The following is a 23,892-nucleotide window of genomic DNA, read 5'->3' as shown; positions in this document are numbered from 1 at the left end:
GAGAAACTGATTTATGGAAATGGCGAAAGAACAAGAGTTAATTCTTGTATTAGACTTTGGTAGCCAATACAACCAATTAATTACACGTCGTATTCGTGAAATGGGCGTATATAGTGAGTTGCATGACCACGAAATTTCTATTGAAGAAATTAAAAAGATGAACCCAAAAGGTATCATCTTGTCAGGTGGTCCTAACTCAGTATACGAAGAAGGCTCATACACAATCGACCCTGAAATTTATAATCTAGGCGTACCTGTTCTTGGTATTTGCTACGGTATGCAATTAACGACTAAATTATTAGGCGGTAAAGTAGAACGTGCAAACGAAAGAGAATATGGTAAAGCCATCATTCGTGCTAAAGCAGATGAATTATTCTTCGGATTACCTGAAGAACAAACAGTATGGATGAGCCATTCTGATAAAGTGATTGAAATTCCAGAAGGCTTTGAATCCATTGCAGATAGCCCAAGTACGCCATATGCTGCGATTGAAGATAAAGAACGTCGAATTTACGGTGTTCAATTCCATCCAGAAGTACGTCATACAGAATATGGTAACGATATTTTACGTAATTTCGTACGTCGTATCTGTGACTGTACAGGTGAATGGACTATGGAAAACTTCATCGATTTAGAAATCGAAAAAATTCGTGAGCAAGTCGGCGACCGTAAAGTATTATGTGCTATGAGCGGCGGTGTAGACTCATCCGTTGTTGCTGTATTATTGCATAAAGCTATCGGCGACCAATTGACTTGTATCTTCGTTGACCATGGTTTGTTACGTAAAGGCGAAGGCGACATGGTAATGGAACAATTCGGTGAAGGTTTCAACATGAATATTATTCGTGTAAATGCCAAAGATCGTTTCATGGATAAATTAAAAGGTGTTTCTGATCCAGAACAAAAACGTAAAATCATCGGTAACGAATTCGTTTATGTATTTGATGACGAAGCTTCTAAATTAAAAGGTGTAGACTTCCTTGCACAAGGTACGCTTTACACTGATGTTATCGAATCAGGTACTAAAACTGCACAAACAATTAAATCTCACCACAACGTAGGTGGATTACCTGAAGACATGCAGTTTGAATTAATCGAACCTATCAATACTTTATTCAAAGATGAAGTACGTGCTTTAGGTATTGAATTAGGTATTCCTGAACACTTAGTTTGGAGACAGCCATTCCCAGGTCCAGGACTTGGTATCCGTGTACTAGGTGAAATCACTGAAGAAAAATTAGAAATCGTCCGCGAATCTGATGCGATTCTACGTGAAGTGATTCGTGAAGAAGGATTAGAACGTGAAATTTGGCAATACTTCACAGTATTACCAGGTATGCGTTCAGTAGGTGTTATGGGTGACTATCGCACTTATGATTATACGATTGGTATCCGCGCCGTAACTTCTATCGATGGTATGACAAGTGACTTTGCGCGTATCGATTGGGAAGTATTACAAAAAATCTCAAGTCGTATCGTAAACGAAGTTGATCACGTAAACCGTGTTGTTTATGATGTAACTTCTAAGCCGCCAAGTACCATAGAGTGGGAATAATAATATAACTGATATAAGAGGCTAGAAACGTTGATATAAGGCGTTTTCTAGCCTCTTTTTTCGATTATCAGCGACTGTGTAACTACGTATTATAAACGTCTAAATCATGATTAGATTGTTTATGGACTCTTGAGAAACTTTTCTGAAACAATATCAATCTGAAATTGTAATCACAATTTAGAGAATTCAAATTAAACAAAAAACTCATTGCAATTTTCCTACAAAAAAGATAAAGTTGAGACACTATACTTTTTAAGGAGCTGTGTAAAATAGATATTATAATTGGTACTGGCTTATTATTACTCATCTTAGTCTTTTTCACGTTATTTACATATTATGCACCAGATGGCCGTGCAGTAATGGGGGCTTTGGCCACTGCAGCAATTGCGACATTTTTAGTTGAAGCACTTCAAGGATATGTTTTGGGAGATATCTTGCATATTGAATTTTTGAAAAAAACAGGGAAATTAGCAGGGACATTAAGTGGTGTTATTGTAGGTTTTCTAGTTGCTTTGTCTAGAAAAATAAACACACAAAATTCAGCTCTGCTTGCTGTGTCATTTGCAGGAATCGGATTAATTCCAGCATTATTCGGAGCTTATCTTATGACATTTGTTATTCGATTGATAGAAAAGAAAATTACAAATGGATTAGACTTTATCATAGTTGTGATTTTCTGTATTCCATTAGCGCGTCTATTAGGAGTAGGTTTTACCCCGTTAGTTGATGGATCGTTACTAAAAATTGGAGGTATTATTGATGCGGCGATGGCAGCAAGTCCATTGCTTATGGGCTTAATACTTGGCGGTATTATCACAGTAGTAGGTACCTCACCGTTGAGTTCTATGGCACTTACAGCGATGTTAGGATTGACAGGCGCTCCGATGGCAGTTGCAGCTCTAACAGCGTTTGCTTCCAGCTTCATGAATACAACTCTCTTGCATCGCCTGAAAATCGGTAATTTGAAATCTGTGATTTCTATTGCAATTGAACCTTTATCAAAAGCGGATTTAGTATCATCGAATCCTGTGCCGATATATGTTACAAACTTTATAGGCGGCGGACTGGCTGGAATGGTAATTGCTTATTCAGGTTTAATTAATGACGCGCCAGGCACTGCAGCGCCGACGCCAGGTATATTGGTGATGTTTGGATTCAATCCTGCATTAGAAGTGTTGAAATATGCTGCGATTGCTGCAATAATCTGCTTTATTGTAGGTATCGTAATGTCTTATTTATTTAGAAATTATCCTATTCGGAACAGTGAAGTTACAGGATATCAATCGAAAATAAATCCAGAACTAACAAAAGTATAAGAAAATTAAAACACAGTAATCTTCTTAGGGGTTACTGTGTTTTAGTGTATAAACTTGAGAGTATATTATTAGTAATAATAGAGAATAATTTGCAAAGTGAAAAATATGGAAAATAATATTTTAGACTAGAAAAAGTTGTTTTATTGAGCGTTTAAAACGAAATTAAAAAAGGTTGCTCTTCCTCAGAAAAGCACAAACGTATGCGTTCAGTGAAATTTCCCCAGGTTACTTTTTCCATTACTTCTGCATAAGTAAAGAAACCGACTTCTAAACTTTCGTCACTCGTTGTGAGTTGACCACTGATATATTTACCTTTAAACAAGTTGTTGATAATAGAATGCTCTGTATTTTGAAAGACACCACAGAACTCAGTCAACTCAACGTCAACGCCTGATTCTTCTTTGACTTCACGGATGACGCCTTCTCGAATAGTTTCTCCGTTTTCAATTTGGCCACCAGGAATTTCCCAACCGCGCAATGGACTTTTGATTAATAAAATTATATCTTCGTCGTTTAATACAACACATGAAGCAGACACGATATGTTTTGGGGGCATTATAAATCTCCTTTCATTGCTGTTCTCCTATACCCGATGATTATAAGTTTATCTCATCTATTCTTTGAATAAAATAATTAATATTTAATAATTGGTTAATTCAATAAAAGCTATTTCTGACTTACAATTTGAGTATGTAAATTAAAGGAGATTACAACCATGAATTTTAAACAATTTTTACTCTCAGGATTAGCAGTCGCTTTACTTGGATCTGCAGGAGCAAACATATTTTCAAAGCAAGCTGAAGCTGCTTCTTATGGGGCATATGAGTTCCGTGACTATAATGTAACAGCGAAAGAAAACTTAAAGAACTTACTTAATGCAAGTTCGTATTATAAAGGAATGGCGAAAGAATCAGGGGCAAGATTTTATCAAAATAAATTGAATCAAGAGTTGCACTTTGCTAAAAAACAACAAAATGCTTCAAATGATTCACAAGTTGTAACAGCGATTAACAGATTATCAGCTGTCTATAACGAAGTTTTCCAAATCCACTTGCAAACTGAAAAAGGTAGTTCAGATGTTCAAAGTAAAAAGACAGAACTACAAAATTTAATTATTAAAGCAAACGGTTTATTAACAGAAAGTCGTCATTTAATGAATCAAGATGAAGCACAATTGAAAAAGACAGTGGAACAAGCACAAACTGTATTAAAGCAAGCGCAACCAGATTATGAATTAGTCAATGCAATCAGCACTGTACAACAAGGTATTAAAAACGTTGAACAATACAAAGCATTCGTAAACCATCGTTAATAAAATGAAGATAAGCAGTCTTTCTCATGTACATTGTTGCATAGAGTAAGGCTGCTTTTTACTATATATTTTGACAAAACTCAGCGAAAAATCTATAAAACTGACTGTAAAATTGGACGACTATCATCTGTAAACATGAATTTTTATGTAGCGGGTAAAAAGTAAATAAAATATTTCAGAAGACCATGCAGACGAGGAGGAACTTTTGTGACTAAAGATTTAGCAATCATCGTTCCAGTTTACAATAAAGAACTATTTTTAGATAAAACTATGAATTCAATTGATAACTTAAATCTCGATAAATCTCAGATAGAAGTAATTTTTGTAGATGATGCCTCTACAGATCAATCTTTAGAAAAAATAAAAACTTATGAAAATGAATATGAATATGTGAGGACAATACGATTAGAAGAAAATACGGAAAGTCCTGCAATGCCTCGCAACGTAGGAATAGACGCATCTGATAGTGAATACATCACTTTTTTAGATGCTGATGATTGGTTGGATGCAGAAGGTTTTCCTAAACTGCTGCAACAAGCATTAGGTACACAAAATGATATTTTATTTGGACAAAGTTTGCGACATAAAAATCATTCTGTGCGTAAAATTGCCCGCTTCTCTTCATATGAAACAGCCTCTAATCTCATCCCTTATGAGATAGATAAAATATTCAGAGCAGTAGGCCCCCCTGGAAAAATTATAAAGGCCTCCGTTATTAAAGAAAACGATATCAGTTTTGAACACATGAAGTATGGTGAAGATAAATTATTCTTCACTGAAGTAATTGCTAAATCACAAACTGCAGGAATGAATGAAGCTATAGTCTATCACGTAAATCGTTATGGTGCGAACCGCTCGTTAATTAGCGAAACAGATATCTTTGAAAAGACAACTTGCAACCTGGAAATCTTGAAAAAATTATTTGAACTAGACATCCCTGAGACGGCACGACACAATGCTATTAGCCGTATTATAGAGATGGATTATCTATCTCGTCTCTTTATTAATAAACGTTTCTTAAAAAGTAAGGATAAGCAAGCATTTTATGATGCTTTCGCGGAAATGGAAACGGTATTAAACCACCATCATCTCAACATTAGAGATTATCTTACTGAAGATAAATATGAAAAAGTCTACCAATTACTTAATCAGTCGGATAAAGAAAAAGTTGTGAAGCTGATTAAAATTCTGGTTAAAGGTGAACGTGCGCCACGTTATGTTTCAAACGGTTTAGTTCACTTTGCAGTGCCAGAGGAATTACAAGAAGTTGCCCCGCTCTCTGAAGATTTCTTTGCCGTGTACGGCGGAACGGAAGAAGCGGACGGCCAATTTTATGAGGTGATTTATCTCTATAAACGCATGGCTGCCCAAATTAGCCGTGTGCAGTTGGTGAAGCTTGGGGATGAAGCGGTGACGAGAGATGTTGGATATCAAGTCAGGGGTGGACGATTGCGTATTCCGACGAAAGAGTTGGAAGATGCGGATTTCAACTTTAATATTCAAATCACCTATAATCACTATCGTCGATGCACAGTTAATATGAATTTGCCAAGTGCTAGCCAGCATCCTGCATTGAAGTGGCAACAATTTAAAGCTGAATTTGAAGATAAGCGTTATAAAGAAGCGGCTGATCAACCGCAATTTGTGGATACTAGTAAGTATTATGATGAAAATCCTGGTAAAGTGTATGCGGCTAAGCAATTTAAAGTGTATGAAGACGTGGAATTTCAAAATGAGGCTGCCCGCGAAATTGAGGTCGGTGAGTTGTTTGCGGTGAAAGAGATTCAATATACAGAAAAAGGAACGCCACGTCTCATTTTGGAAGACGGATCAGTTGTGACAGCAAATAAAAAGTTCGTTACTGTTTTGGATGATTCAGTGGCAGAACAATATTTAGTAGAAGTTCCCGCAAGCGTGCAAGTGCTGAAAGTTTGCAAGGCCTATAATGACCGTGACTTTAAAGAGGAAACGGGTGCGAAGTTTGCGAAAGGTAATGTTGTAAATATTGTTAAAATCGTTTTCTCTTCTAATGGCACGCCGCGTTTGAAGACAGATAAAGGGACATATATGACTGCTAATCGAGACTTTGTAAAGCCGATAATCTAATTTAAGATATTGAAAGAGGAACTGAGTTTAATACTTGGTTCCTCTTTAGTTTATTTTTTGAAAAAAGAACTGGGAGAGCAGTCTTAAAAATAAAATTATATACTTCCCGGAGTCTGACCGGTCTCTAAAGAGGCATAAATTAGCATAAAAAGAGATAGGATGTTAATTTTGTAAATCTTCCGATAATTCATTGACATGAATAAAAGAACGCGGTATGATTCATAACATAATTATTTTCAGACAATTCGTACATCGTTACTGTTTGAATTGTAACTCGCAAAATTTATATAATATGAGGGGAGAGTATTTATTTGGATTCTAAAATCACTTATACAAACTTCGCCTCACACCCATTTGATTCATTAAATATCTTTGATGAAACGAAGGGTGCGTATCAAGTCTTGAAATGGGCTTATGATACCTATGGAGATGAAATTGTGTATGCATGCAGTTTCGGAGCTGAGGGCATTGTTTTAATTGATTTGATTTCACAAGTGAAACCAGATGCACGCATTGTATTTCTCGATACAGGACTCCATTTTGAAGAAACTTATGATTTAATCGAACGCGTTAAAGCAAAGTATCCAGAACTGAACATTGAATTAAAGAAACCAGACTTAACTGTAGACGAACAAGCAGAACATTACGGCGACAATCTATGGCGTAGAGATCCTAATCAGTGCTGTTATATTCGTAAGGTGAAACCGTTAGAAGAAGTTTTGACAGGTCAAACAGCCTGGGTTTCAGGACTTAGAAGAGAACAGTCTCCTACACGAGCAAACACAGACTTTTTAAATAAAGATGAACGTTTTCAATCTGTGAAAGTCTGTCCATTAATCCATTGGACTTGGGATAATGTATGGGATTATATTAAATCTAATCATTTACCCTACAATGCACTTCACGATCAGAATTATCCGAGTATCGGCTGTGCACCATGTACATCGCCCGTGGCAGCAGGTGGAGATTCCAGAGAAGGCAGATGGTCGAACAATATGAAGACCGAATGCGGACTGCATGTAGGCCGTAAGTCTTAAAGTTAAGTCGCGGCAAAAAAATTTTGTTGTTAATTCTTAGTAATCCTATTGGAATTAGACCAGCGCAATAATGATAAGCGTTTAGGTTCCGTAAAATATATTTTTTTAAGCATAATTCCTACTAAAAAACTAAGAATAAATTGAATATATAGGGGGAAGAGACTTGAACTTATCATCAACAAACAGTCCGTTCAACGATGAACAGGCACAACTTATTAACCAAGCTTTATCAACCTTATCCAATGACCAGAAACTTTGGTTGAGCGGTTATTTGACAGCTAATATGCAAGGCAGCGAAGCAGGCGCAGTTCCAACGCCAGCAGCTGGAGCTGTACAAGTACCTGAAACACAAGGTGCACAAGCAGCACAACCGCAAGTCATCGAGCCTAGAAAAATCACAGTATTATTCGGCTCTGAGTCTGGTAATGCACAATGGGTGGCTGAACTATTAGAAAGTAAATTAAAAGAAAATGATTTCGATGTTACATTATCTGAAATGGATCAATACAAAACAAAAGAACTGAAAAAAGTAGAAGATTTATTGATTGTAACTTCCACACATGGTGAAGGGGACCCGCCGGATAACGCAATTTCATTCTATGATTTCTTATATGGACGCAAAGCGCCTAACTTAGAAGGTGCGCGCTTCTCCGTATTAGCACTCGGTGACCAATCTTATGAATTCTTCTGTCAAACAGGTAAAGATTTCGATGCACGCTTAGAGGAATTAGGGGCAGATCGTATCTTGCCGCGTGTAGATTGTGATATTGATTTTGAAGAATTAGCGAATGAATGGATTGATAACATCATCAACGAATTAGGTGACCAAGAGGTAAAGCAAGTCGTTCAAGATGCGCAAAGTGAACCGATTCAAAATGATATAGCTGCACCTGTTTATTCACGCACGAATCCGTATGAAGCGGAAGTGTTAGAAAATATCAATATTACAGGACGCGGTTCTGACAAAGAAGTGCGCCATCTTGAACTTTCATTAGAAGGTTACGGTGACGAATATGCGCCAGGAGATTCGATAAATATCTTACCTGAAAATGACCCAGCTCTCGTCAGCGAATTAATCGAAATGCAAGATTGGGATTCTGAACAAGAAATTGAAGTCGATACACAAGGCGGAACAATGACTTTATCAGATGCATTGACTTCTTATTTCGAAATCACCAAATTAACGAAACCGTTACTGGAAGGCGCAGCTCAAATTTTTGATAACGAAGAATTGATGGATCGTCTTTCAGATAACGAATGGGTGAAAGAATATATTTACGGTCGCGATTTACTGGATTTATTGGATGATTTCCCGACTGAATCATTGCAACCTGATCAGTTATATCAATTCTTGAGAAAAATTCCGGCACGCAGCTATTCTATTTCCAGCAGTAACCAGGCAAATCCGGACGAAGTCCACATCACAGTTTGCGCGGTCCGCTACGAAGCACACGACCGCGAACGTTCAGGCGTCTGCAGTGTGCAATTAGCAGAACGAGTAGAACCTGGCGATAAATTGAAAGTGTACTTGAAGAAAAATCCTAATTTCAAATTCCCGTTTGATGAAACCACACCTGTTATCATGATTGGACCAGGAACAGGTATTGCGCCATTCCGTGCTGTTTTACAAGAACGTGAAGAGTTGGATTTAACAGGTAAAACCTGGTTATTCTTCGGAAACCCACATTTTACAACAGATTTCTTATATCAAACTGAAATTCAAGAATGGTTAGATAGTGGTGTCTTGGAAAAAGTAGATTTGGCCTTCTCAAGAGACCAAGAAGAAAAACGTTATGTTCAACATTTAATTGATGAAAATAGCGAATCATTCTACGACTGGTTAAGAAATGGCGCAGCTGTCTTTGTCTGCGGCGATGAAAAAAACATGGCTAAAGATGTACACCAAGCAATTGTCCATGTTTTAGAAAAAGAAGGCGGCTTGACTGAAGAAGAATCAGAGAATTATTTAGCAGAATTGAAAAAAGACAAACGCTATCAACGTGACGTTTATTAATATTTAAGGGGGGACAGTCCAAGATGGCGAAAAATGATAATGAGTTATACAAAGGCTTAGATGATTTAGAGCGTATAAAAGGAGAAAGTAATTATCTGCGCGGCACTATCGTGGAAGGGTTGAACAACCCTGTCACAGGTGCCATTGCAGATGCGGATACTAAACTGTTGAAGTTCCACGGCAGCTACATGCAAGATGATCGAGACTTGCGTCAAGAACGCCGTAAACAAAAGTTAGAACCACTCTACGCTTTCATGATTCGCGTACGAATCCCTGGCGGTAAAGTTTCAACAGACCAATGGTTGAAACTTGATGCATTAGCAGATAATTATGCGGGAGAACAAATTCGTTTAACAACACGACAAACCTTACAATACCACGGTATTTTAAAACGCAATTTAAAAAAATCTATGCAGAGTATTCATGATGCTGTATTAGATTCGATTGCAGCTTGCGGCGACGTTACACGTAACGTGATGTGCAACCCGAACCCTTATCAGTCTGACATTTACGCAGAAGTCAATCGCGCAGCAGATAGTATCAGTGAACATTTACTGCCGAAAACAACGGCTTACCATGAAATCTGGCTGGATGGCGAGAAGATTGTAGATACTAAAAAAGAAGACCATGAACCGATGTACGGCAAAACTTACTTGCCACGTAAATTTAAAATCGGCATCGCAGTACCGCCTTCAAATGATATCGATGTGTATTCACAAGATATCGGTTTAATCGGTATCGTAGAGAACGACGAATTGATTGGCTATAACGTCTCTGTCGGCGGTGGTATGGGAATGAAACATGATGATTTGAGAACTTATCCTCAAGTCGGTAAAGTGATTGGATTTATTCCTAAAGATAAAGCGGAAGAAGTTTGTGAAAAAATCTTAACTATCCAACGTGACTACGGCGATCGTTCAGATCGTGCACAAGCTCGATTTAAATACACAGTTGACCGTAAAGGTCTAGATTGGATTAAGCAAGAATTGAATGACCGTTTAGGATGGGAGTTAGAAGAAGCGAAACCGTTTGAATTTGAAGATAACGGAGATCGCTTAGGTTGGACAGAAGGTTCAGGCAAACATCATTACACACTTTTCATTCAAAATGGCCGTATCAAAGACACTGAAGATTACAAGTTGAAATCCGCAATTAAAGCCTTGGCGGAAGTTCATAAAGGTGACTTCAGAATGACACCGAACCAGAATTTGATTATTGCTAACGTAGATGAAAAGGATAAACCAGAAATTCAACAGATTATTGATGAGTATGGTTTAACAGATGGCAAGAATTACAGCGGTTTACGCCGTAACTCTATGGCATGTGTGGCCTTCCCGACTTGCGGACTTGCTATGGCGGAATCAGAACGCTATTTACCTTCATTAGTGAGTAAAATTGAAGATTTATTAGATGAATTCGGTTTAAGCGAAGAAGAAATTACAATTCGTATGACAGGTTGTCCAAATGGATGTGCACGTCCGGCTTTAGCTGAAATTTCATTTATCGGTAAAGCACCGGGTAAATATAATTTCTACCTAGGCGGCAGTTTCAAAGGCGACCGTTTGAACAAATTATATAAAGAAAATATTGCTGAAAAAGAAATCTTAGAAAGTCTGCGTCCGATTCTAGAACAATATAGTAAAGAACGCGAACAAGGCGAACATTTCGGCGACTTCGTAGTACGCAAAGGCATTGTAGATAAAGTAACAGATGGACGCGATTTCCGCGGTTAATTTTTTAAAAAACAAACGAGGTGATCAGATGGGAAAAGTATATATAGTTGGAGCAGGCCCGGGCGATCCGGATTTAATCACCGTCAAGGGCATGAAGGCCATTGAGAGCGCCGATGTGATTCTATATGATCGCCTTGTTAATAAAACATTATTAGAATACGCTAAACCTAACACACGATTTATTTATTGCGGCAAAGATCCGAATGGGCCTTCTATCCCTCAATCAGAGATCAATCATTTATTGGTCAGCTTAGCAAGCAAAGGACATACCGTCACACGTCTTAAAGGCGGAGATCCTTTCTTGTTTGGCAGAGGGGCAGAAGAAGCAGAAGTATTGGCAGACCATCATTTGCCATTTGAAATTGTGCCGGGCATCACTTCCGGTATTGCAGCACCTGCCTATGCAGGAATACCTGTAACACATCGCGATTACAGTTCTTCTGTAGCGTTTGTAACAGGCGTCAATAAATCGCAAACCTTTAAACAAGACTATTGGAAACATTTAGCACGTGGACCTGAAACTTTGTGTATTTATATGGGGGTCAGCCGTTTGCCTGAAATCAGTCGTTTGCTGATTGAAAATGGCAGAGCTGCAGATACACCCGCAGCATTGGTTTATCAAGGCACGTCTGATGTACAACAAACAGCGATTGGAACGTTAGAAACGATTGTAGAAGATGCGAAAGATTTTAAGAATCCTTCGATGATTGTCGTTGGAGAAGTTGTACGTATGAACAGTAAAATCAACTGGTTCCAAGAATATGCACAACATCAGCAAGAAACAGAAGCAGCAGCGGCGCAATCGTAATAAGTTAATGTGCGTCATACATGAAGAAAGCGAAATTCTTTCGACTATAAATCCTTGTAAACACATAGGAATAGTAAAATTATTGACTGAAAAGTCAGTTTAAATAAATTGAAAATTTTGAAAATATCTACTCGAAGAAAGGAGCAGAGACAATGAAAAAATTAATAATAATCGCTTTTGTCGGTTTCTTTGCACAACTGATTGACGGGTCTCTCGGCATGGGGTTCGGTGTTACTTCATCCTCTATCTTATTAACACTCGGACTTACTCCTGCCATTGTTTCAGCGACAATTCATTTTTCTGAAATTGCAACTACCGCAGCATCAGGTATTTCACATATGTCATTTGCAAATGCAGATAAGAAACTCATTCTAAGATTGGCGGTGCCGGGATCCATGTTCGCTTTCATCGGCGCAGCCTTAGTCAGTCATCTGCATGCTGGATTAGTCAAACCGGCCGTTGCTTTGTTCCTGATTTCGATTGGAATATATATTCTGTATCAATTTGCATTTAAAGGTAAGAAAAGCTACAGCGATGGTCCTCCACCAAGTAATAAGCTGTTAATTCCGCTTAGTTCTTTGGCAGGATTCTTAACAGCTGTCGGCGGCGGAGGTTGGGGACCGGTGAATACATCGGTATTAGTTTCAAGACGTAATGCGAACGTACGTCACGTCATCGGCAGTGTTTCAGTCAGCGAATTCTTTGTTACAATCGCTGCTTCAATCAGTTTCTTAATTTTCCTAAGATTAGATCAAATTAATTGGGGATTAGTAGCAGCACTGAGTATCGGAGGCGTGGCAGCCGCGCCATTTGCTGCATGGATGGTAAAGGTGATTCCTGTAGAAGTCCTGGGTATCTTTGTCGGCGGTTTAATTATATTTACTAATAGTAACACGTTGATGAATGCTTTCGGAGCTGATGCAGCGGTCGCAGCAGTTGTAAGAATTACAGTAGTAGTCGCATGGTTAGTACTTTTAGTTTACACCTTGAATAAAGCTGGCAAATTGCCCAACTATTTTCAGAAAAAGCAAACACACAAAGTAGAAAAAAATTAAACAAGGGAGATGGATAAAATGGCAACAGCAACTCAAATTATTAAGGATACAAGTACCCCTCATGGTGGAGAACTGATTAACCGTCAACTTGAAGGTTCAGAAAGAGAAGAGCTTATTAAGGAAGCTGCTTCTTTCAAGAAATTGACGTTGAACGCATGGAGTTTATCTGACTTGGAATTAATTGCAATCGGCGGATTCAGTCCCTTAACAGGATTTATGGGAGAAGCGGATTATACGAATGTGGTGGAGAACTTGCATTTAGCTGACGGCACCTTATGGAGTATTCCTATTACTTTACCTGTAACTGAAGCACAAGCTGAGACTTATCAAGTAGGTGACAAAATTGCTTTGTATGGGGAAGATAACAAACTTTATGGAGTATTAGAATTACAAGAAAAATTTACTTACGATAAAGAAAAAGAAGCGCAGAATGTTTATGGAACAACTGAAGAAGCACATCCAGGCGTGAAAAAAGTTTATGAAAAAGGTAACGTTTATTTAGCAGGTCCGATTCAATTAGTGAACCGTCCTGACCATAGCGAGTTTGAAGAATTCGAATTAGATCCGATTGAAGTCCGACACATGTTCCATGATATAGGCTGGAAAACAGTAGTCGGTTTCCAAACACGCAACCCAGTGCATCGTGCGCATGAATATATTCAGAAAGCGGCTTTAGAAACAGTAGATGGATTATTATTAAATCCTTTAGTAGGTGAAACGAAAGCGGATGATATTCCAGCAGACGTACGTATGGAAAGCTATCAAGTTATTTTGAAGCATTATTTCCCGGAAAATAGAGCGCGTTTAGCAATTTATCCAGCCGCAATGCGTTATGCAGGACCACGTGAAGCTATCTTACATGCCATTGTACGTTTAAATTACGGTTGTACGCATTTCATTGTCGGCCGTGATCATGCGGGTGTCGGTGATTACTATGGTACATACGAAGCTCAAGAACTCATCAGTCAATACGAAGATGAACTTGGCATTAATATTATGAAATTTGAACATGCTTTCTACTGCACGAAATGTGAAAATATGGCAACTGCAAAAACTTGTCCGCATGATAAAAAATATCATGTACATTTAAGCGGTACAAAAGTACGTGAGAAATTACGTAACGGTGAGCCATTGCCGAAAGAATTCTCAAGACCTGAAGTAGCAGAAGTGCTGATTCGTGGTTTACGCAGACATAGAGAACAAAATGGGGAGGCGTAAAGTAAATGGTGAAATCACAAAATATTACTTGGCATGATTCAGAAGTGACAAAAAAAGAACGCCAAGAAAAGAATGGCCATAAGAGTGTGGTGCTCTGGTTTACTGGCTTATCAGGCTCTGGGAAGTCTACTATCAGTGTAGCTTTAGAAAAAGCATTATTTGAACGCGGCGTGCGTTCTTATCGCTTAGATGGTGATAATATCCGTCATGGACTGAATAATAATTTAGGATTCAGTCCTGAAGACCGTAAAGAGAATATCCGACGTATCGGAGAAGTGAGCAAACTTCTAGCAGATGCAGGATTAATCACTTTAACAGCGTTTATTTCGCCTTATAGAGAAGATCGTGACCATGTACGTGAAATCTTAGAAGATGGCGAGTTTGTAGAAGTTTATACCAAAGCAAGTGTAGCAGCTTGTGAAGAAAGAGATCCTAAGCAATTGTATAAAAAAGCGCGTGCAGGAGAAATTAAAAACTTTACGGGTATTGATGCTCCATATGAAGCTCCTGAACACCCAGAAATCATCGTAGATACAGAAGAAAATTCGGTAGAAGAAGCGGTAGAACAAATTATCCGATATTTAGAAGACCAAAAAGTAATATAATTTTTTAAATGAGAAGCACATACAGTAATGAGGGACTGTATGTGCTTATTTTTATAGATTGTTTTGAGATTATTCAGAAAATAAACTATAATATAAGTGAGAATTCATATTTCATACAACGAGGAGTTGGACATCAAGATGACAGAAGTAAAAGGACAAGTAGCATTAGTAACAGGTGGAGGGCAAGGTATTGGGGAAGCCATTTGCCGTCGTTTAGCAGTAGATGGGTTTAAAGTAGGAGTTGCAGATTATAAAATCGAAACTGCTGAAAAAGTTGCGCAAAGTTTACGTGATGCAGGACATGAGGCGGTTGCTGTAAAAGTAGATGTGGCGGATCGTGACCAAGTATTTGCGGCTGTAAAAGAAGTGAAAGATAAGTTCGGTGATTTTAATGTTATTGTGAACAATGCTGGTTTAGGACCGCAAACACCATTAGATACGATTACTTATGAGCAATATCGCCAAGTATTTGATGTAAACGTTGGCAGCATTTTCTGGGGTATCCAAGCAGCGGTTGAAGCTTTTGAGTCTCTAGGACATGGCGGTAAAATTATCAGTGCTTCTTCACAAGCAGGTCAAGTCGGCAACCCAGGTTTAGCTTTATATGGTGCTACTAAATTTGCAATTCGCGGAATTACACAAACTGCAGCGCGTGATTTAGCAGACAAAGGTATTACAGTGAACGCTTATTGCCCAGGTATTGTGAAAACACCAATGATGGAAGATATTGCGCAAAAAACTGCGGATGAAGCGGGCAAACCTTACGAATGGGGAATGGAACAATTCTCTAAAAATATTGCTTTGAAACGTTTGTCAGAACCATCTGATGTCGCTGCATGTGTATCTTATTTAGCAGGACCAGATAGTGATTACATGACAGGCCAAGCATTGATTATTGATGGCGGCATGGTATTTAACTAAGCAATATAAGATGAAACGAGCTGGGACATTATAATGTCTCAGCTCTTCATTTTCAAATGGAAGTAGCTATCTGAACAGAAAGTGGGCTTGTTCCGAGCTCTTTTCTATTCTGCTCCCTTATTTTTTACGTCTAATTCCAATTTGATGTCCTAGTTGTTTCGGCGTTTCAAAATCTCCTTGTTCTTGATAATATTTTTCAATATTTCCGTACACGAACTCAGGGAACTCAGCACTGCGACGTTCTTCGTTATTAATGCACATCATAATGACTTCATAAGCCGCTGTTTGTACACCATCTTGATTGAACATTTTTAAGAAGAAGTGCACACGTTTATGGTCGAAGTCATAAACATATACCTCCACTTTAAATTCTTCGTCTAAGACCATTTCTTTCATGAAAGTAATATGTGCTTCTAAATTAAAAATAGTTGTATCGTGATTTTGACGATAATCAATCGAGAATCCTAAACTTGCAAAGAAGCCTACTACAGCATCGCTGAATATAGAGAAATATTGCGCATCATGTAAATGTTGATTATGATCAATCCAAGACGGATGGACCTTATCTTCGTATGTATAAATTGTACTCATTTCAAACATCTCCCTTTATTTGAACATATTTGAAGTTTAACATAATTTTGTACAATAAATAGTTTAGATGGTTTATAAATGAAATTTTCGACTTTACCTTATTTTTTGTAGTGAATAAGTTGAAAAAGTACAGGAATACGGTATGATTATAATTGAATAAAATAGTTCTTATTAAGAGTGAGTGGAGGGACTTGGCCCTGTGAAACTCCAGCAGCAACCGTTTTACGGTATCGTGCTAAATCCAACAAGTTGATGACTTGAAAGATAAGAAGATGTGTTGAAGCGCTTCTTCTTGTAAGGAGGGCTATTTTATTTATCCAAAAACAATAAAGGTGGTAAATAAAATGAAACAATTCAGCAAACAACAAATTAGAGAAAAGATGGACGAACTTGAACACTGGGAAAATTATAAACCCATGAATATGGCGAGCAGTATGGGAAGAAAAGCACAAATCAACAATCTTAAAGCTTCAATCAGAGGGATGATGCCTATTGAAGTGATTAAAGAATGGTTGAAGGAATAAAGGGTTAGGTATTACAAAAAAATATATTAATACAAAGACACATCAGCTTAATAATGAGTTGGTGTGTTTTCAACGTTTAAAAATTATTATTATTAAACAGTGCATTATAGTGTATAATATTAATTAAATATAGAGAGACGTAATTTATTAATCGGAGGGACACCAATGAAAAAACTAGCAGTATTAATAAGTGCCTTAGCAATTTTATTGGCGGCATGCGGAAGTAAAGAAAGTAAGGAGGAGACATCAAGTAAAAACGAAAGCAACAGCTCAAGCGAAAGCAGCAGCTCAAATGATAACAGCAGTTCAGATGATAAAGTATCATCAAGTATGAATGCGAAAAAAGCAGAAAAAAAGAAAAAACCTGAGTTGAAAGATAATGCTGTTGAAATCAATGGCGTTAAAACTAAAGTCTTATCTACAGAAGTATTACCGGCAGGCACTGAAGATTATCAAAGAAAAGATTTACTTGCAGTCAAATTTGCTATCACTAACAATTCAACTAAAGATAAAGAAGTAAAGCCAGGAGAAGCATTGTATGCATTTGAAGCTTATCAAGATCAAAACGACTCAGAGCAACATTTAAATCCAGGCTTCTTATTTGGCGATAAATATGATAAGTATACAGATAGTCGATACGACAACATTAAAAAAGGCGCTACAGTTGAGACGATGGAATTTTATGAATTAAAAAATATGGAAGATCCAGTATTGTTAAAAATAATTAATCATGAGGATTATACTGGAGATAATAAGATTGGTACCATTAAAATAAATATCAAAGATGCTAAAAAAGAGAAGCCAAATAAAGATAAAGAAGAAACAACTGAATTATAAATATAAAAGTACATTAAAATTTTCGATTTAGAAGCACAATGCTTATTATTCAGGAGGACACCAATGAAAAAACTAGCAGTATTAATAAGTGCCCTGGCAATTTTATTGGCGGCATGTGGAGACAAAGAAAGTAAAGAGACATCATCTAGCAGCTCAAGCGAAAAGAGCAGTTCAGACGATAAAGTATCATCAAGTTTAGATGCTAAGAAAGCAGAAAAAAAGAAAAAACCTGAGTTAAAAAACAATGCAGTAGAAATTAAGGGTGTAAAAATTAAAGTCTTATCTACTGAAGTATTACCGGCAGGCACTGAAAAGTTTCAAGAGAAACCAGTAATCATTGTGAAATACGCAGTAACTAACAACTCAACTGAGGGTGAAGATGTTAAAGCAGGTATGTCATGGAGACGTACTTTTGAAGTATATCAAGATCAAAAAGATTCAGAACAAAAATTGGATACTGAATTTTTAAGTGGAGATAAGTTTCAAGCTGCTGAAGATAAACAAGATGATAATATTAAAAAAGGCGCTACCATTGAGACAATGGAAATCTATGAACTTAAAAATGAAACAGATCCAGTGTTATTAAAAGCAAGAGACAGAGATATTTATGAGGGCGATAATCATATCGGTACAATCAAAGTAAATATTAAAGATGCTAAAACAGAAAAAAGTAAAAAAGATGATAAAAAAGAAAAAACAACTGAATTATAATGGATTGAGAGCTGGGGTATTAAGGTATCCTAGCTCTTGCTTTCTGTTCCACTAACACATTTAATAACTAAAGTTGACAGAATATTCTTTTAAATATACAATGAGCATTAATCAAATAATTCGAAAAGATAAAGATGAGTAAAGTATATATTTAAAAATCTGCAGAGAGCTTTTGGATGGTGTGAAAAAGCGATTTGAGAATATAGAAAATGGACTCTGAATCTGTCGGCTGAATGATTAAGTTGACACGTAGTGGCGCGCGTTATAATTGCCGGAAGTACTAATATTGAATAGTGCTTTTTCAGAGGTGTGCTACGATGCATACAAATTCGGGTGGTACCGCGTGGAAATAGATTCTTCGCCCCTATAGAGCTTTAGCTTTATAGGGGTTTTTTCGTGTTATTTGGACAAGATAAAAAAAACAGGGGGATTTAATATGAGTGAATTATTAAGATATGACATTGTAGGAAGTTTTTTAAGACCGGAAGCATTGAAAACAGCACGTGCTCAATTTGAAGCAGGTGAAATCGACCAAGCCGCACTTTCAGCGGTAGAAGATGCAGAGATTAAGCAACTCATTAAAAAACAAGTAGAAAATGGCTTGAAATCCATTACGGACGGTGAATTTCGTCGCAGCTGGTGGCACTTAGATTTCTTTTGGGGACTAAATGGTGTAGAAGCGATTAAAGATGCAGGCGGATTTGAATTTGCGAATGTACAATCTCGCTTTGAAACGGCAAGATTAAGTAATTACATAAACGGAGAACGTCATCCATTCGTTGAGCACTACAAATTTTTAAAAGCACACACACCAGAAGGCATTGAAGCCCGCCAAACTGTACCGGCACCAGCCCGTTTATTCTCGGAACTGACACGTAAAGAAAATATTGAAGCGACTAGAAAATTTTATCCCACAGATGACGCGTTGATTGATGCGATTGCACAAGCTTATCAAACTGTCATCCAAGATTTATACGACGAAGGATTACGGACTATCCAATTCGATGACACAACTTGGGGCAGATTAGTAGGAGATCAAACAGAAATTAACGGTAAAAGTGGAGATGCGAAAGAGAAAGAACGATTGAAAGAAGTATTTGTTAAAGCGAACAACAAAGCCATCGAAGGATTGCCTGAAGATTTAACGGTACAAACACATGTATGTCGCGGAAATTACCGTTCAACATGGTTTGCTGAAGGCGCTTATGATTCCGTTGCTACTCCGCTTTTTGATAGAGAAAACGTAGATAATTACCTTTTAGAATATGATACAGACCGTTCAGGAGGGTTCGAACCGTTAAAATATGTGTCAGAAGGTAAAAATGTGGTGCTAGGATTAATTACTTCGAAAGACGGCCAACTCGAAGATCGCGATGAAGTCATTGCACGAATTAAAGAAGCAAGCCAATATATTCCATTAGAAAATTTAGCTTTGAGTACTCAATGCGGATTTGCCTCTACAGAAGAAGGCAATAATCTCACGGAAGAAGAGCAATGGGCTAAGATTCGTTTAGTGAAAAGTATTGCTGAAGAAGTGTGGAATACTGAAAAAGTTGAAGGATAAATAGAATAAGAAAGAAATCGTTGTTTTGGGTACGCCGAAGCAACGTTTTTTTATGCGTAGAAAGCTTTAATAGCAGTGTTGATGGCTTAGATAGAAAATCTGACACAACTTATACATATATTTATTAACCAGTACCTTGTAATGTTTAATACCTCATGCTATATTATAGATAACAACTAGTGAACATTACACAGTACTAAGTAATGTATATTGGAGGTAATGCGATGAATGTACAATTTAAAAAAGGTGCATTGGAATTTCTAGTATTACTCATCATTAAAGGTGAAGATCAGTACGGATATTCCTTAGTCCAAAAGATTACACCTCGCATCGCAATCGCGGAAGGTACGGTTTACCCGCTTATGCGCCGCCTGGTAAAAGAAGGTTATTTAACCACTTATTTCAAGCCGTCTACAGAAGGCCCTGCACGTAAGTATTATAAAATCACTGAAGAAGGTAGAGAGCGTCTTCAGTCGCTATTAGCAGAATGGAAAGATTTCACCCACGCTGTCAATTTATTTATAAAGGAGAGTGAAGCCGATGAGTAAACAAGAATATTTGAGATTATTAGATCGTTATTTAACAAGAGTCACTCCAGAAGAGCGACGCGATATTTTAGACGAGTACGAAACACATTTTATCAGCGGTAAAGAAGCGGGCAAATCAGAAGATGAAATTGCTAAAGAACTCGGTAATCCTAAATATATCGGTCGCGAAATGAGTGCCACAGCAGCAATGGATAAAGCAGAGAGCTCTAAAAATCCTAATCATGTGACTAATGCTGTACTAGCAGTTATGGGCCTTAGCATTCTTAACTTCTTTGTAGTCATAGTGGTACTGACTACATTGATTGGCCTCCTTTTTGGACTAATCACAGCAACTGCCACCCTCCTGGTTTCACCTGTTTTACTCTTAGTGAAAGGTTTCATAGACGGATTCGGTACCATCATTCCTTTGGATATCTACTCAGTCTTTGCTTTATTCGGTGTCGGATTAATGCTTCTAGTCATTACGTACTTAGCTTGTAAGTGGAGCTTCATCTTATTCATGAAATATCTCAGATGGAATATCGATGTTGTGAAGGGAAGTGCACGCTCATGAAAAAAATATTAATCATTTTGTTTACAGTCGGGCTGCTCATGTTCATCGGATTTGGCTCAGCAACCTTTTTTGAAGCTAAAAAGATTGCAAATCAACCAAGAACGCCTCTCCACTACGTAAAGGATTATCAAAAAGAAGATGCTGCAATTAAAAAGTTGAAAGTAAATAGTCAGTTGGCTGATGTTGAAGTGCAACGTGGTAAACATTTTAAGGTTGAAGCAGCAGGCGGAGATAAAAAGAAAACAGAAGTAACAAGTGAAATTAAAGATGGTACATTGATTGTCAAAGAAAAACATAAAGGCTCAAATATCAATTTCAACATTGGTGATATCAAGGCTTCAGACATTACGATTACAGTGCCGGACCGCATGTTGGAAACAGTAGAATTATATAATGATTCAACTGACATTACTGTAAAAGGATTGAAAGCTAAACAAGCCACCGCTAACGCAAGTACAGGAGATATTGAATTTAGAAATAGTGACATCAATCAGTTGAACCTAGTCAATGATACAGGAGATATCGATTTGGCTAAAACGCATTTCAAAGATGTGACAGCTGAAAGTGACACTGGCGACATTACTATTAATTCAATTAAGGGAGATGCTAATATTAAAGCAGACTCAGATACTGGCGATATTGAATTGAATTACACAGAACCTCCTCAAAATACGAAACTCATTAACCACACTGATGAAGATAATGGTAGTGAAGTAAGGGTGAACCAACCTCAATTGAAAGCTGAAAAATATGGACAAGGCAAATATAAAGTTGAGGTAGATACAGATACGGGTTATGTAGAAATTAATTAATATTAATGACAGAAGCGGGACGAAATAATGTCCCGTTTCTTTTTTTGTAGTACAAAATTGTAATTATATGAAATTAATATTTATTTTAATTTCAAATTTAATAACTTTGTCTGTATTTAAAGATGCGTTACAATAACAATCCTTAACTCATTAGAAAGAGAGGATTGGATGATTAACATTATATCTGCAGTGGGCTCAATCGGTACCTTCATTATGGCTTGTTTCTATCTCATTTCCGTTTCAATACAACTCTATCAAATGCGCATTTCATTCGTGCCAGCACTCGGCTTCAACCAAATCCTTTTACAAAGAGATGACGGCCGTTTGAAATTTTATAATATCAGTACTAATGGTGAAGAAAGCAATCGTTACCTGAAACTGTATAACTTAGGCGGCGGATCAGCTAAAGAAGTCATTATCACAATCAAGCACATGGCAGAGAATAAAGTATTACAAAAGAAATATGTCAGTATCTTGCCAAGCAAAGAATGGTATTTAGTGCCGATTAACGACGAAGTATTTCATGAGTTATCAGAAACGATTAAACAAAATGGTTATGAAGCGGATTTGAAAGTAGAATTGGAATACAAACACAATTTAAGTAAGAAATATAAATATCTAGAATTATTCGGAAAAATAGACATGTTTAACCACTTCTCAGAAAATCCGACTTACGAATTGCAATTTGTACAAGCATCCGCAATTAAACACGATGATTAAGAGGTGGCAAAATTTGTACACCTAAAAAAAGAAACCTAGGAGAGTGGAGAAATAATTGAAATTCCACTTTACCTAGGTTGTTTGTATTTAATATATTAATTTTCAAGCTCGCTTCTACTAAAGTTATAGACATTCTTATCGTTTTTCAAATCGTCTTTAGATAATGGAACCAATTTCTGATCTTTTTCTAATAAAGTAGTGAAACTTAATGATTTATCAGCATCATCACTGCCAGTCACGACAGAAGGATCGAAGGTAAATGTTCCATAAGTTTTAGGTTTGTCTGTAGGGTATTGAGTACCGCTGCTGCTCGTTTCCGTGTACATTAAGTGACCCTCGTTGTTACTTAAATCTTCCATAACACGGTCTACGGATTTTGTGTCGTGGTCCTTCATTCCTTTTTTATTGCTAATTATCATAGTGACAAGAGGTTTATTGTCGCTGTTTTCAATCACGATGTAGGCGGGGTCTTGCCATTTGGCTTCTTTATACTTAGAAGCGTCTTCTTTTTTCAATTTATCTTCTAATTCAGAAGGGGTATTACTTTCAAGGAAGGTTGTGGGCATTTCAGCTGATTGATTAATTGGAATGGATTTGATTTTGCCGTTCTTTGTAAAAATAATTTGCGAAACATATCCAGAATGCTCGCCGCCACCGCCTGTTGCCCAAATCACATGTTCGTGTTCATCGTTGATAATATCTTTAATCGAAACTTCTTTTTTATCTTTAAAATCTTTTTCACACCCTGTTAAAGTCGTAATTAAAACAAGTGCAAATAGAATCATAAATATCTTTTTCATTGTTGAGCACGCTCCTTTGATGGTGAAATTAAAATGGTGAAATTGTAGATAAATAAACCGATTGTTACTAATAAGAGCAGCGATGCGATAGGGTTTCCTGCACCGCTAGATACTTCAAAAAATGGCTCAATAGGTAAAATAAGACTTACCCAAATGCTCCATTTGCGTTTCTTTACATCGTTGAAACGTCGAAATGTGATTGCGAGTTGGGGACAGAGGGTTGCGATGATAAAGAAAATCGCTACATATAATATCGGAGACGCTTGCCCGGTTAATTCGTCTCTTCCAGTAATACCGAGAATCATTAATAGAGTTGTAATCAGGATATTTATAATCGTACTCACCCAAAAAGGTGTTCGTTTTGTGTAGCCTTTAAAATTAATAAAATTTCGCCAAAAAGCTTGGTAATTCTGCCAAATATTTAGTTCAGAAGAAACAGAAGATGTTGCCGTTTGTTTATTAGATGCGATTGGCGCTCCACACCGAGCGCAAAAGGCATCATTTGAATTTAATTTAGCTCCGCATTTATTGCAATACATGATGAGTAACCTC

The 23,892-nt window shown here is 37.3% G+C and carries 24 protein-coding genes, 1 riboswitch and 1 other annotated feature; of the genes, 20 read left to right on the top strand and 4 right to left on the bottom strand.

Translation table 11 applies throughout. From position 1 onward, the window contains the following. Positions 1 to 13 precede the first annotated feature (13 nt). Both guaA and CNQ82_RS00780 read left to right on the top strand, forming a co-directional pair. A complete protein-coding gene (guaA, locus tag CNQ82_RS00785) occupies positions 14 to 1,555 on the top strand; it encodes a glutamine-hydrolyzing GMP synthase (RefSeq protein WP_123143643.1) in 1,542 nt (513 codons plus the stop codon). 269 nt (positions 1,556 to 1,824) lie between these two features. Next, on the top strand, positions 1,825 to 2,871 hold the full coding sequence (locus CNQ82_RS00780) for a PTS sugar transporter subunit IIC (RefSeq protein WP_095107091.1): 1,047 nt from the start codon (positions 1,825 to 1,827) through the stop codon (positions 2,869 to 2,871). A gap of 151 nt (positions 2,872 to 3,022) precedes the next feature. Here the strand turns inward: CNQ82_RS00780 and CNQ82_RS00775 are convergent, their stop codons facing one another. Beyond that, positions 3,023 to 3,427: an NUDIX hydrolase gene (locus CNQ82_RS00775; protein WP_123143642.1), complete on the bottom strand. Its 405-nt coding sequence runs from the start codon at positions 3,425 to 3,427 to the stop codon at positions 3,023 to 3,025. Positions 3,428 to 3,586: 159 nt separating this feature from the next. Between CNQ82_RS00775 and CNQ82_RS00770 the strand changes: the two genes are divergently transcribed. The 10 genes from CNQ82_RS00770 to CNQ82_RS00725 all read left to right on the top strand — a co-directional run bounded on the left by CNQ82_RS00770 (position 3,587) and on the right by CNQ82_RS00725 (position 15,680). After that, the gene (locus tag CNQ82_RS00770) at positions 3,587 to 4,183 is read left to right on the top strand and encodes a complement inhibitor SCIN family protein (RefSeq protein ID WP_123143641.1); all 597 of its coding nucleotides are present in this window, start codon (positions 3,587 to 3,589) and stop codon (positions 4,181 to 4,183) included. A gap of 207 nt (positions 4,184 to 4,390) precedes the next feature. After that, the gene (locus CNQ82_RS00765) at positions 4,391 to 6,289 is read left to right on the top strand and encodes a glycosyltransferase family 2 protein (RefSeq protein ID WP_123143640.1); all 1,899 of its coding nucleotides are present in this window, start codon (positions 4,391 to 4,393) and stop codon (positions 6,287 to 6,289) included. Between the two features lie 311 nt (positions 6,290 to 6,600). Next, complete coding sequence (locus CNQ82_RS00760) at positions 6,601 to 7,326, top strand: phosphoadenylyl-sulfate reductase (protein WP_276308790.1); 726 nt, start codon at positions 6,601 to 6,603, stop codon at positions 7,324 to 7,326. Positions 7,327 to 7,489: 163 nt separating this feature from the next. After that, entirely contained in the window at positions 7,490 to 9,340 is a 1,851-nt protein-coding gene (locus CNQ82_RS00755; protein WP_123143639.1) for an assimilatory sulfite reductase (NADPH) flavoprotein subunit, read from the top strand. A gap of 23 nt (positions 9,341 to 9,363) precedes the next feature. Then, complete coding sequence (gene cysI, locus CNQ82_RS00750) at positions 9,364 to 11,073, top strand: assimilatory sulfite reductase (NADPH) hemoprotein subunit (RefSeq protein WP_095107072.1); 1,710 nt, start codon at positions 9,364 to 9,366, stop codon at positions 11,071 to 11,073. Between the two features lie 28 nt (positions 11,074 to 11,101). After that, positions 11,102 to 11,881, top strand: a complete 780-nt coding sequence (cobA, locus tag CNQ82_RS00745; RefSeq protein WP_123143638.1) for a uroporphyrinogen-III C-methyltransferase — start codon at positions 11,102 to 11,104, stop codon at positions 11,879 to 11,881. A gap of 152 nt (positions 11,882 to 12,033) precedes the next feature. Beyond that, entirely contained in the window at positions 12,034 to 12,936 is a 903-nt protein-coding gene (locus tag CNQ82_RS00740) for a sulfite exporter TauE/SafE family protein (protein WP_123143637.1), read from the top strand. 18 nt (positions 12,937 to 12,954) lie between these two features. Then, entirely contained in the window at positions 12,955 to 14,154 is a 1,200-nt protein-coding gene (gene sat / locus CNQ82_RS00735; protein WP_123143636.1) for a sulfate adenylyltransferase, read from the top strand. A gap of 5 nt (positions 14,155 to 14,159) precedes the next feature. Continuing rightward, positions 14,160 to 14,759, top strand: coding sequence for an adenylyl-sulfate kinase (cysC, locus tag CNQ82_RS00730; protein ID WP_123143635.1), 600 nt, complete (start codon positions 14,160 to 14,162; stop codon positions 14,757 to 14,759). Between the two features lie 138 nt (positions 14,760 to 14,897). Continuing rightward, complete coding sequence (locus tag CNQ82_RS00725; RefSeq protein ID WP_123143634.1) at positions 14,898 to 15,680, top strand: (S)-acetoin forming diacetyl reductase; 783 nt, start codon at positions 14,898 to 14,900, stop codon at positions 15,678 to 15,680. A 117-nt stretch (positions 15,681 to 15,797) separates the two neighbouring features. Here CNQ82_RS00725 and CNQ82_RS00720 read toward each other — a convergent pair whose 3' ends face one another. Further along, positions 15,798 to 16,271 (bottom strand): thioesterase family protein, encoded by a 474-nt coding sequence (locus CNQ82_RS00720; RefSeq protein ID WP_123143633.1) that lies wholly within the window; start codon positions 16,269 to 16,271, stop codon positions 15,798 to 15,800. Between the two features lie 165 nt (positions 16,272 to 16,436). Further along, positions 16,437 to 16,542, top strand: a riboswitch (SAM riboswitch). A gap of 73 nt (positions 16,543 to 16,615) precedes the next feature. On the opposite strand from CNQ82_RS00720, the gene CNQ82_RS00715 reads away from it, so the two are divergent. From CNQ82_RS00715 to CNQ82_RS00680, 8 genes are all read left to right on the top strand, one after another. Then, positions 16,616 to 16,795, top strand: a complete 180-nt coding sequence (locus tag CNQ82_RS00715; RefSeq protein ID WP_123143632.1) for a hypothetical protein — start codon at positions 16,616 to 16,618, stop codon at positions 16,793 to 16,795. A 165-nt stretch (positions 16,796 to 16,960) separates the two neighbouring features. Then, the gene (locus CNQ82_RS00710) at positions 16,961 to 17,632 is read left to right on the top strand and encodes a DUF5067 domain-containing protein (protein WP_123143631.1); all 672 of its coding nucleotides are present in this window, start codon (positions 16,961 to 16,963) and stop codon (positions 17,630 to 17,632) included. A gap of 63 nt (positions 17,633 to 17,695) precedes the next feature. Continuing rightward, entirely contained in the window at positions 17,696 to 18,343 is a 648-nt protein-coding gene (locus CNQ82_RS00705) for a DUF5067 domain-containing protein (RefSeq protein ID WP_123143630.1), read from the top strand. 122 nt (positions 18,344 to 18,465) lie between these two features. Continuing rightward, positions 18,466 to 18,712 (top strand) — a binding site (T-box leader). A gap of 67 nt (positions 18,713 to 18,779) precedes the next feature. Then, the gene (locus tag CNQ82_RS00700) at positions 18,780 to 19,907 is read left to right on the top strand and encodes a 5-methyltetrahydropteroyltriglutamate--homocysteine S-methyltransferase (RefSeq protein ID WP_123143629.1); all 1,128 of its coding nucleotides are present in this window, start codon (positions 18,780 to 18,782) and stop codon (positions 19,905 to 19,907) included. Between the two features lie 224 nt (positions 19,908 to 20,131). Beyond that, a complete protein-coding gene (locus tag CNQ82_RS00695) occupies positions 20,132 to 20,455 on the top strand; it encodes a PadR family transcriptional regulator (protein WP_123143628.1) in 324 nt (107 codons plus the stop codon). After that, positions 20,448 to 21,008: an HAAS signaling domain-containing protein gene (locus CNQ82_RS00690; RefSeq protein WP_123143627.1), complete on the top strand. Its 561-nt coding sequence runs from the start codon at positions 20,448 to 20,450 to the stop codon at positions 21,006 to 21,008. Before CNQ82_RS00695 ends, CNQ82_RS00690 begins: the two co-directional genes overlap by 8 nt. Next, positions 21,005 to 21,820: a DUF4097 family beta strand repeat-containing protein gene (locus CNQ82_RS00685; protein WP_164711915.1), complete on the top strand. Its 816-nt coding sequence runs from the start codon at positions 21,005 to 21,007 to the stop codon at positions 21,818 to 21,820. The genes CNQ82_RS00690 and CNQ82_RS00685 overlap by 4 nt, the downstream gene beginning before the upstream one ends. Before the next feature lie 168 nt (positions 21,821 to 21,988). Further along, positions 21,989 to 22,540 carry a hypothetical protein gene (locus tag CNQ82_RS00680; protein ID WP_123143625.1) on the top strand — a complete coding sequence of 184 codons (552 nt, stop codon included), beginning with the start codon at positions 21,989 to 21,991 and terminating at the stop codon, positions 22,538 to 22,540. 95 nt (positions 22,541 to 22,635) lie between these two features. Here the strand turns inward: CNQ82_RS00680 and CNQ82_RS00675 are convergent, their stop codons facing one another. Beyond that, the gene (locus CNQ82_RS00675) at positions 22,636 to 23,340 is read right to left on the bottom strand and encodes an LptM family lipoprotein (protein WP_123143624.1); all 705 of its coding nucleotides are present in this window, start codon (positions 23,338 to 23,340) and stop codon (positions 22,636 to 22,638) included. Then, entirely contained in the window at positions 23,337 to 23,879 is a 543-nt protein-coding gene (locus tag CNQ82_RS00670) for a DUF805 domain-containing protein (protein WP_123145605.1), read from the bottom strand. Before CNQ82_RS00670 ends, CNQ82_RS00675 begins: the two co-directional genes overlap by 4 nt. Positions 23,880 to 23,892: the final 13 nt, after the last annotated feature.

It is taken from the genome of Staphylococcus debuckii, assembly GCF_003718735.1.
GTDB lineage: Bacteria > Bacillota > Bacilli > Staphylococcales > Staphylococcaceae > Staphylococcus > Staphylococcus debuckii.
This window is presented reverse-complemented; position numbering and strand designations above follow the sequence as displayed.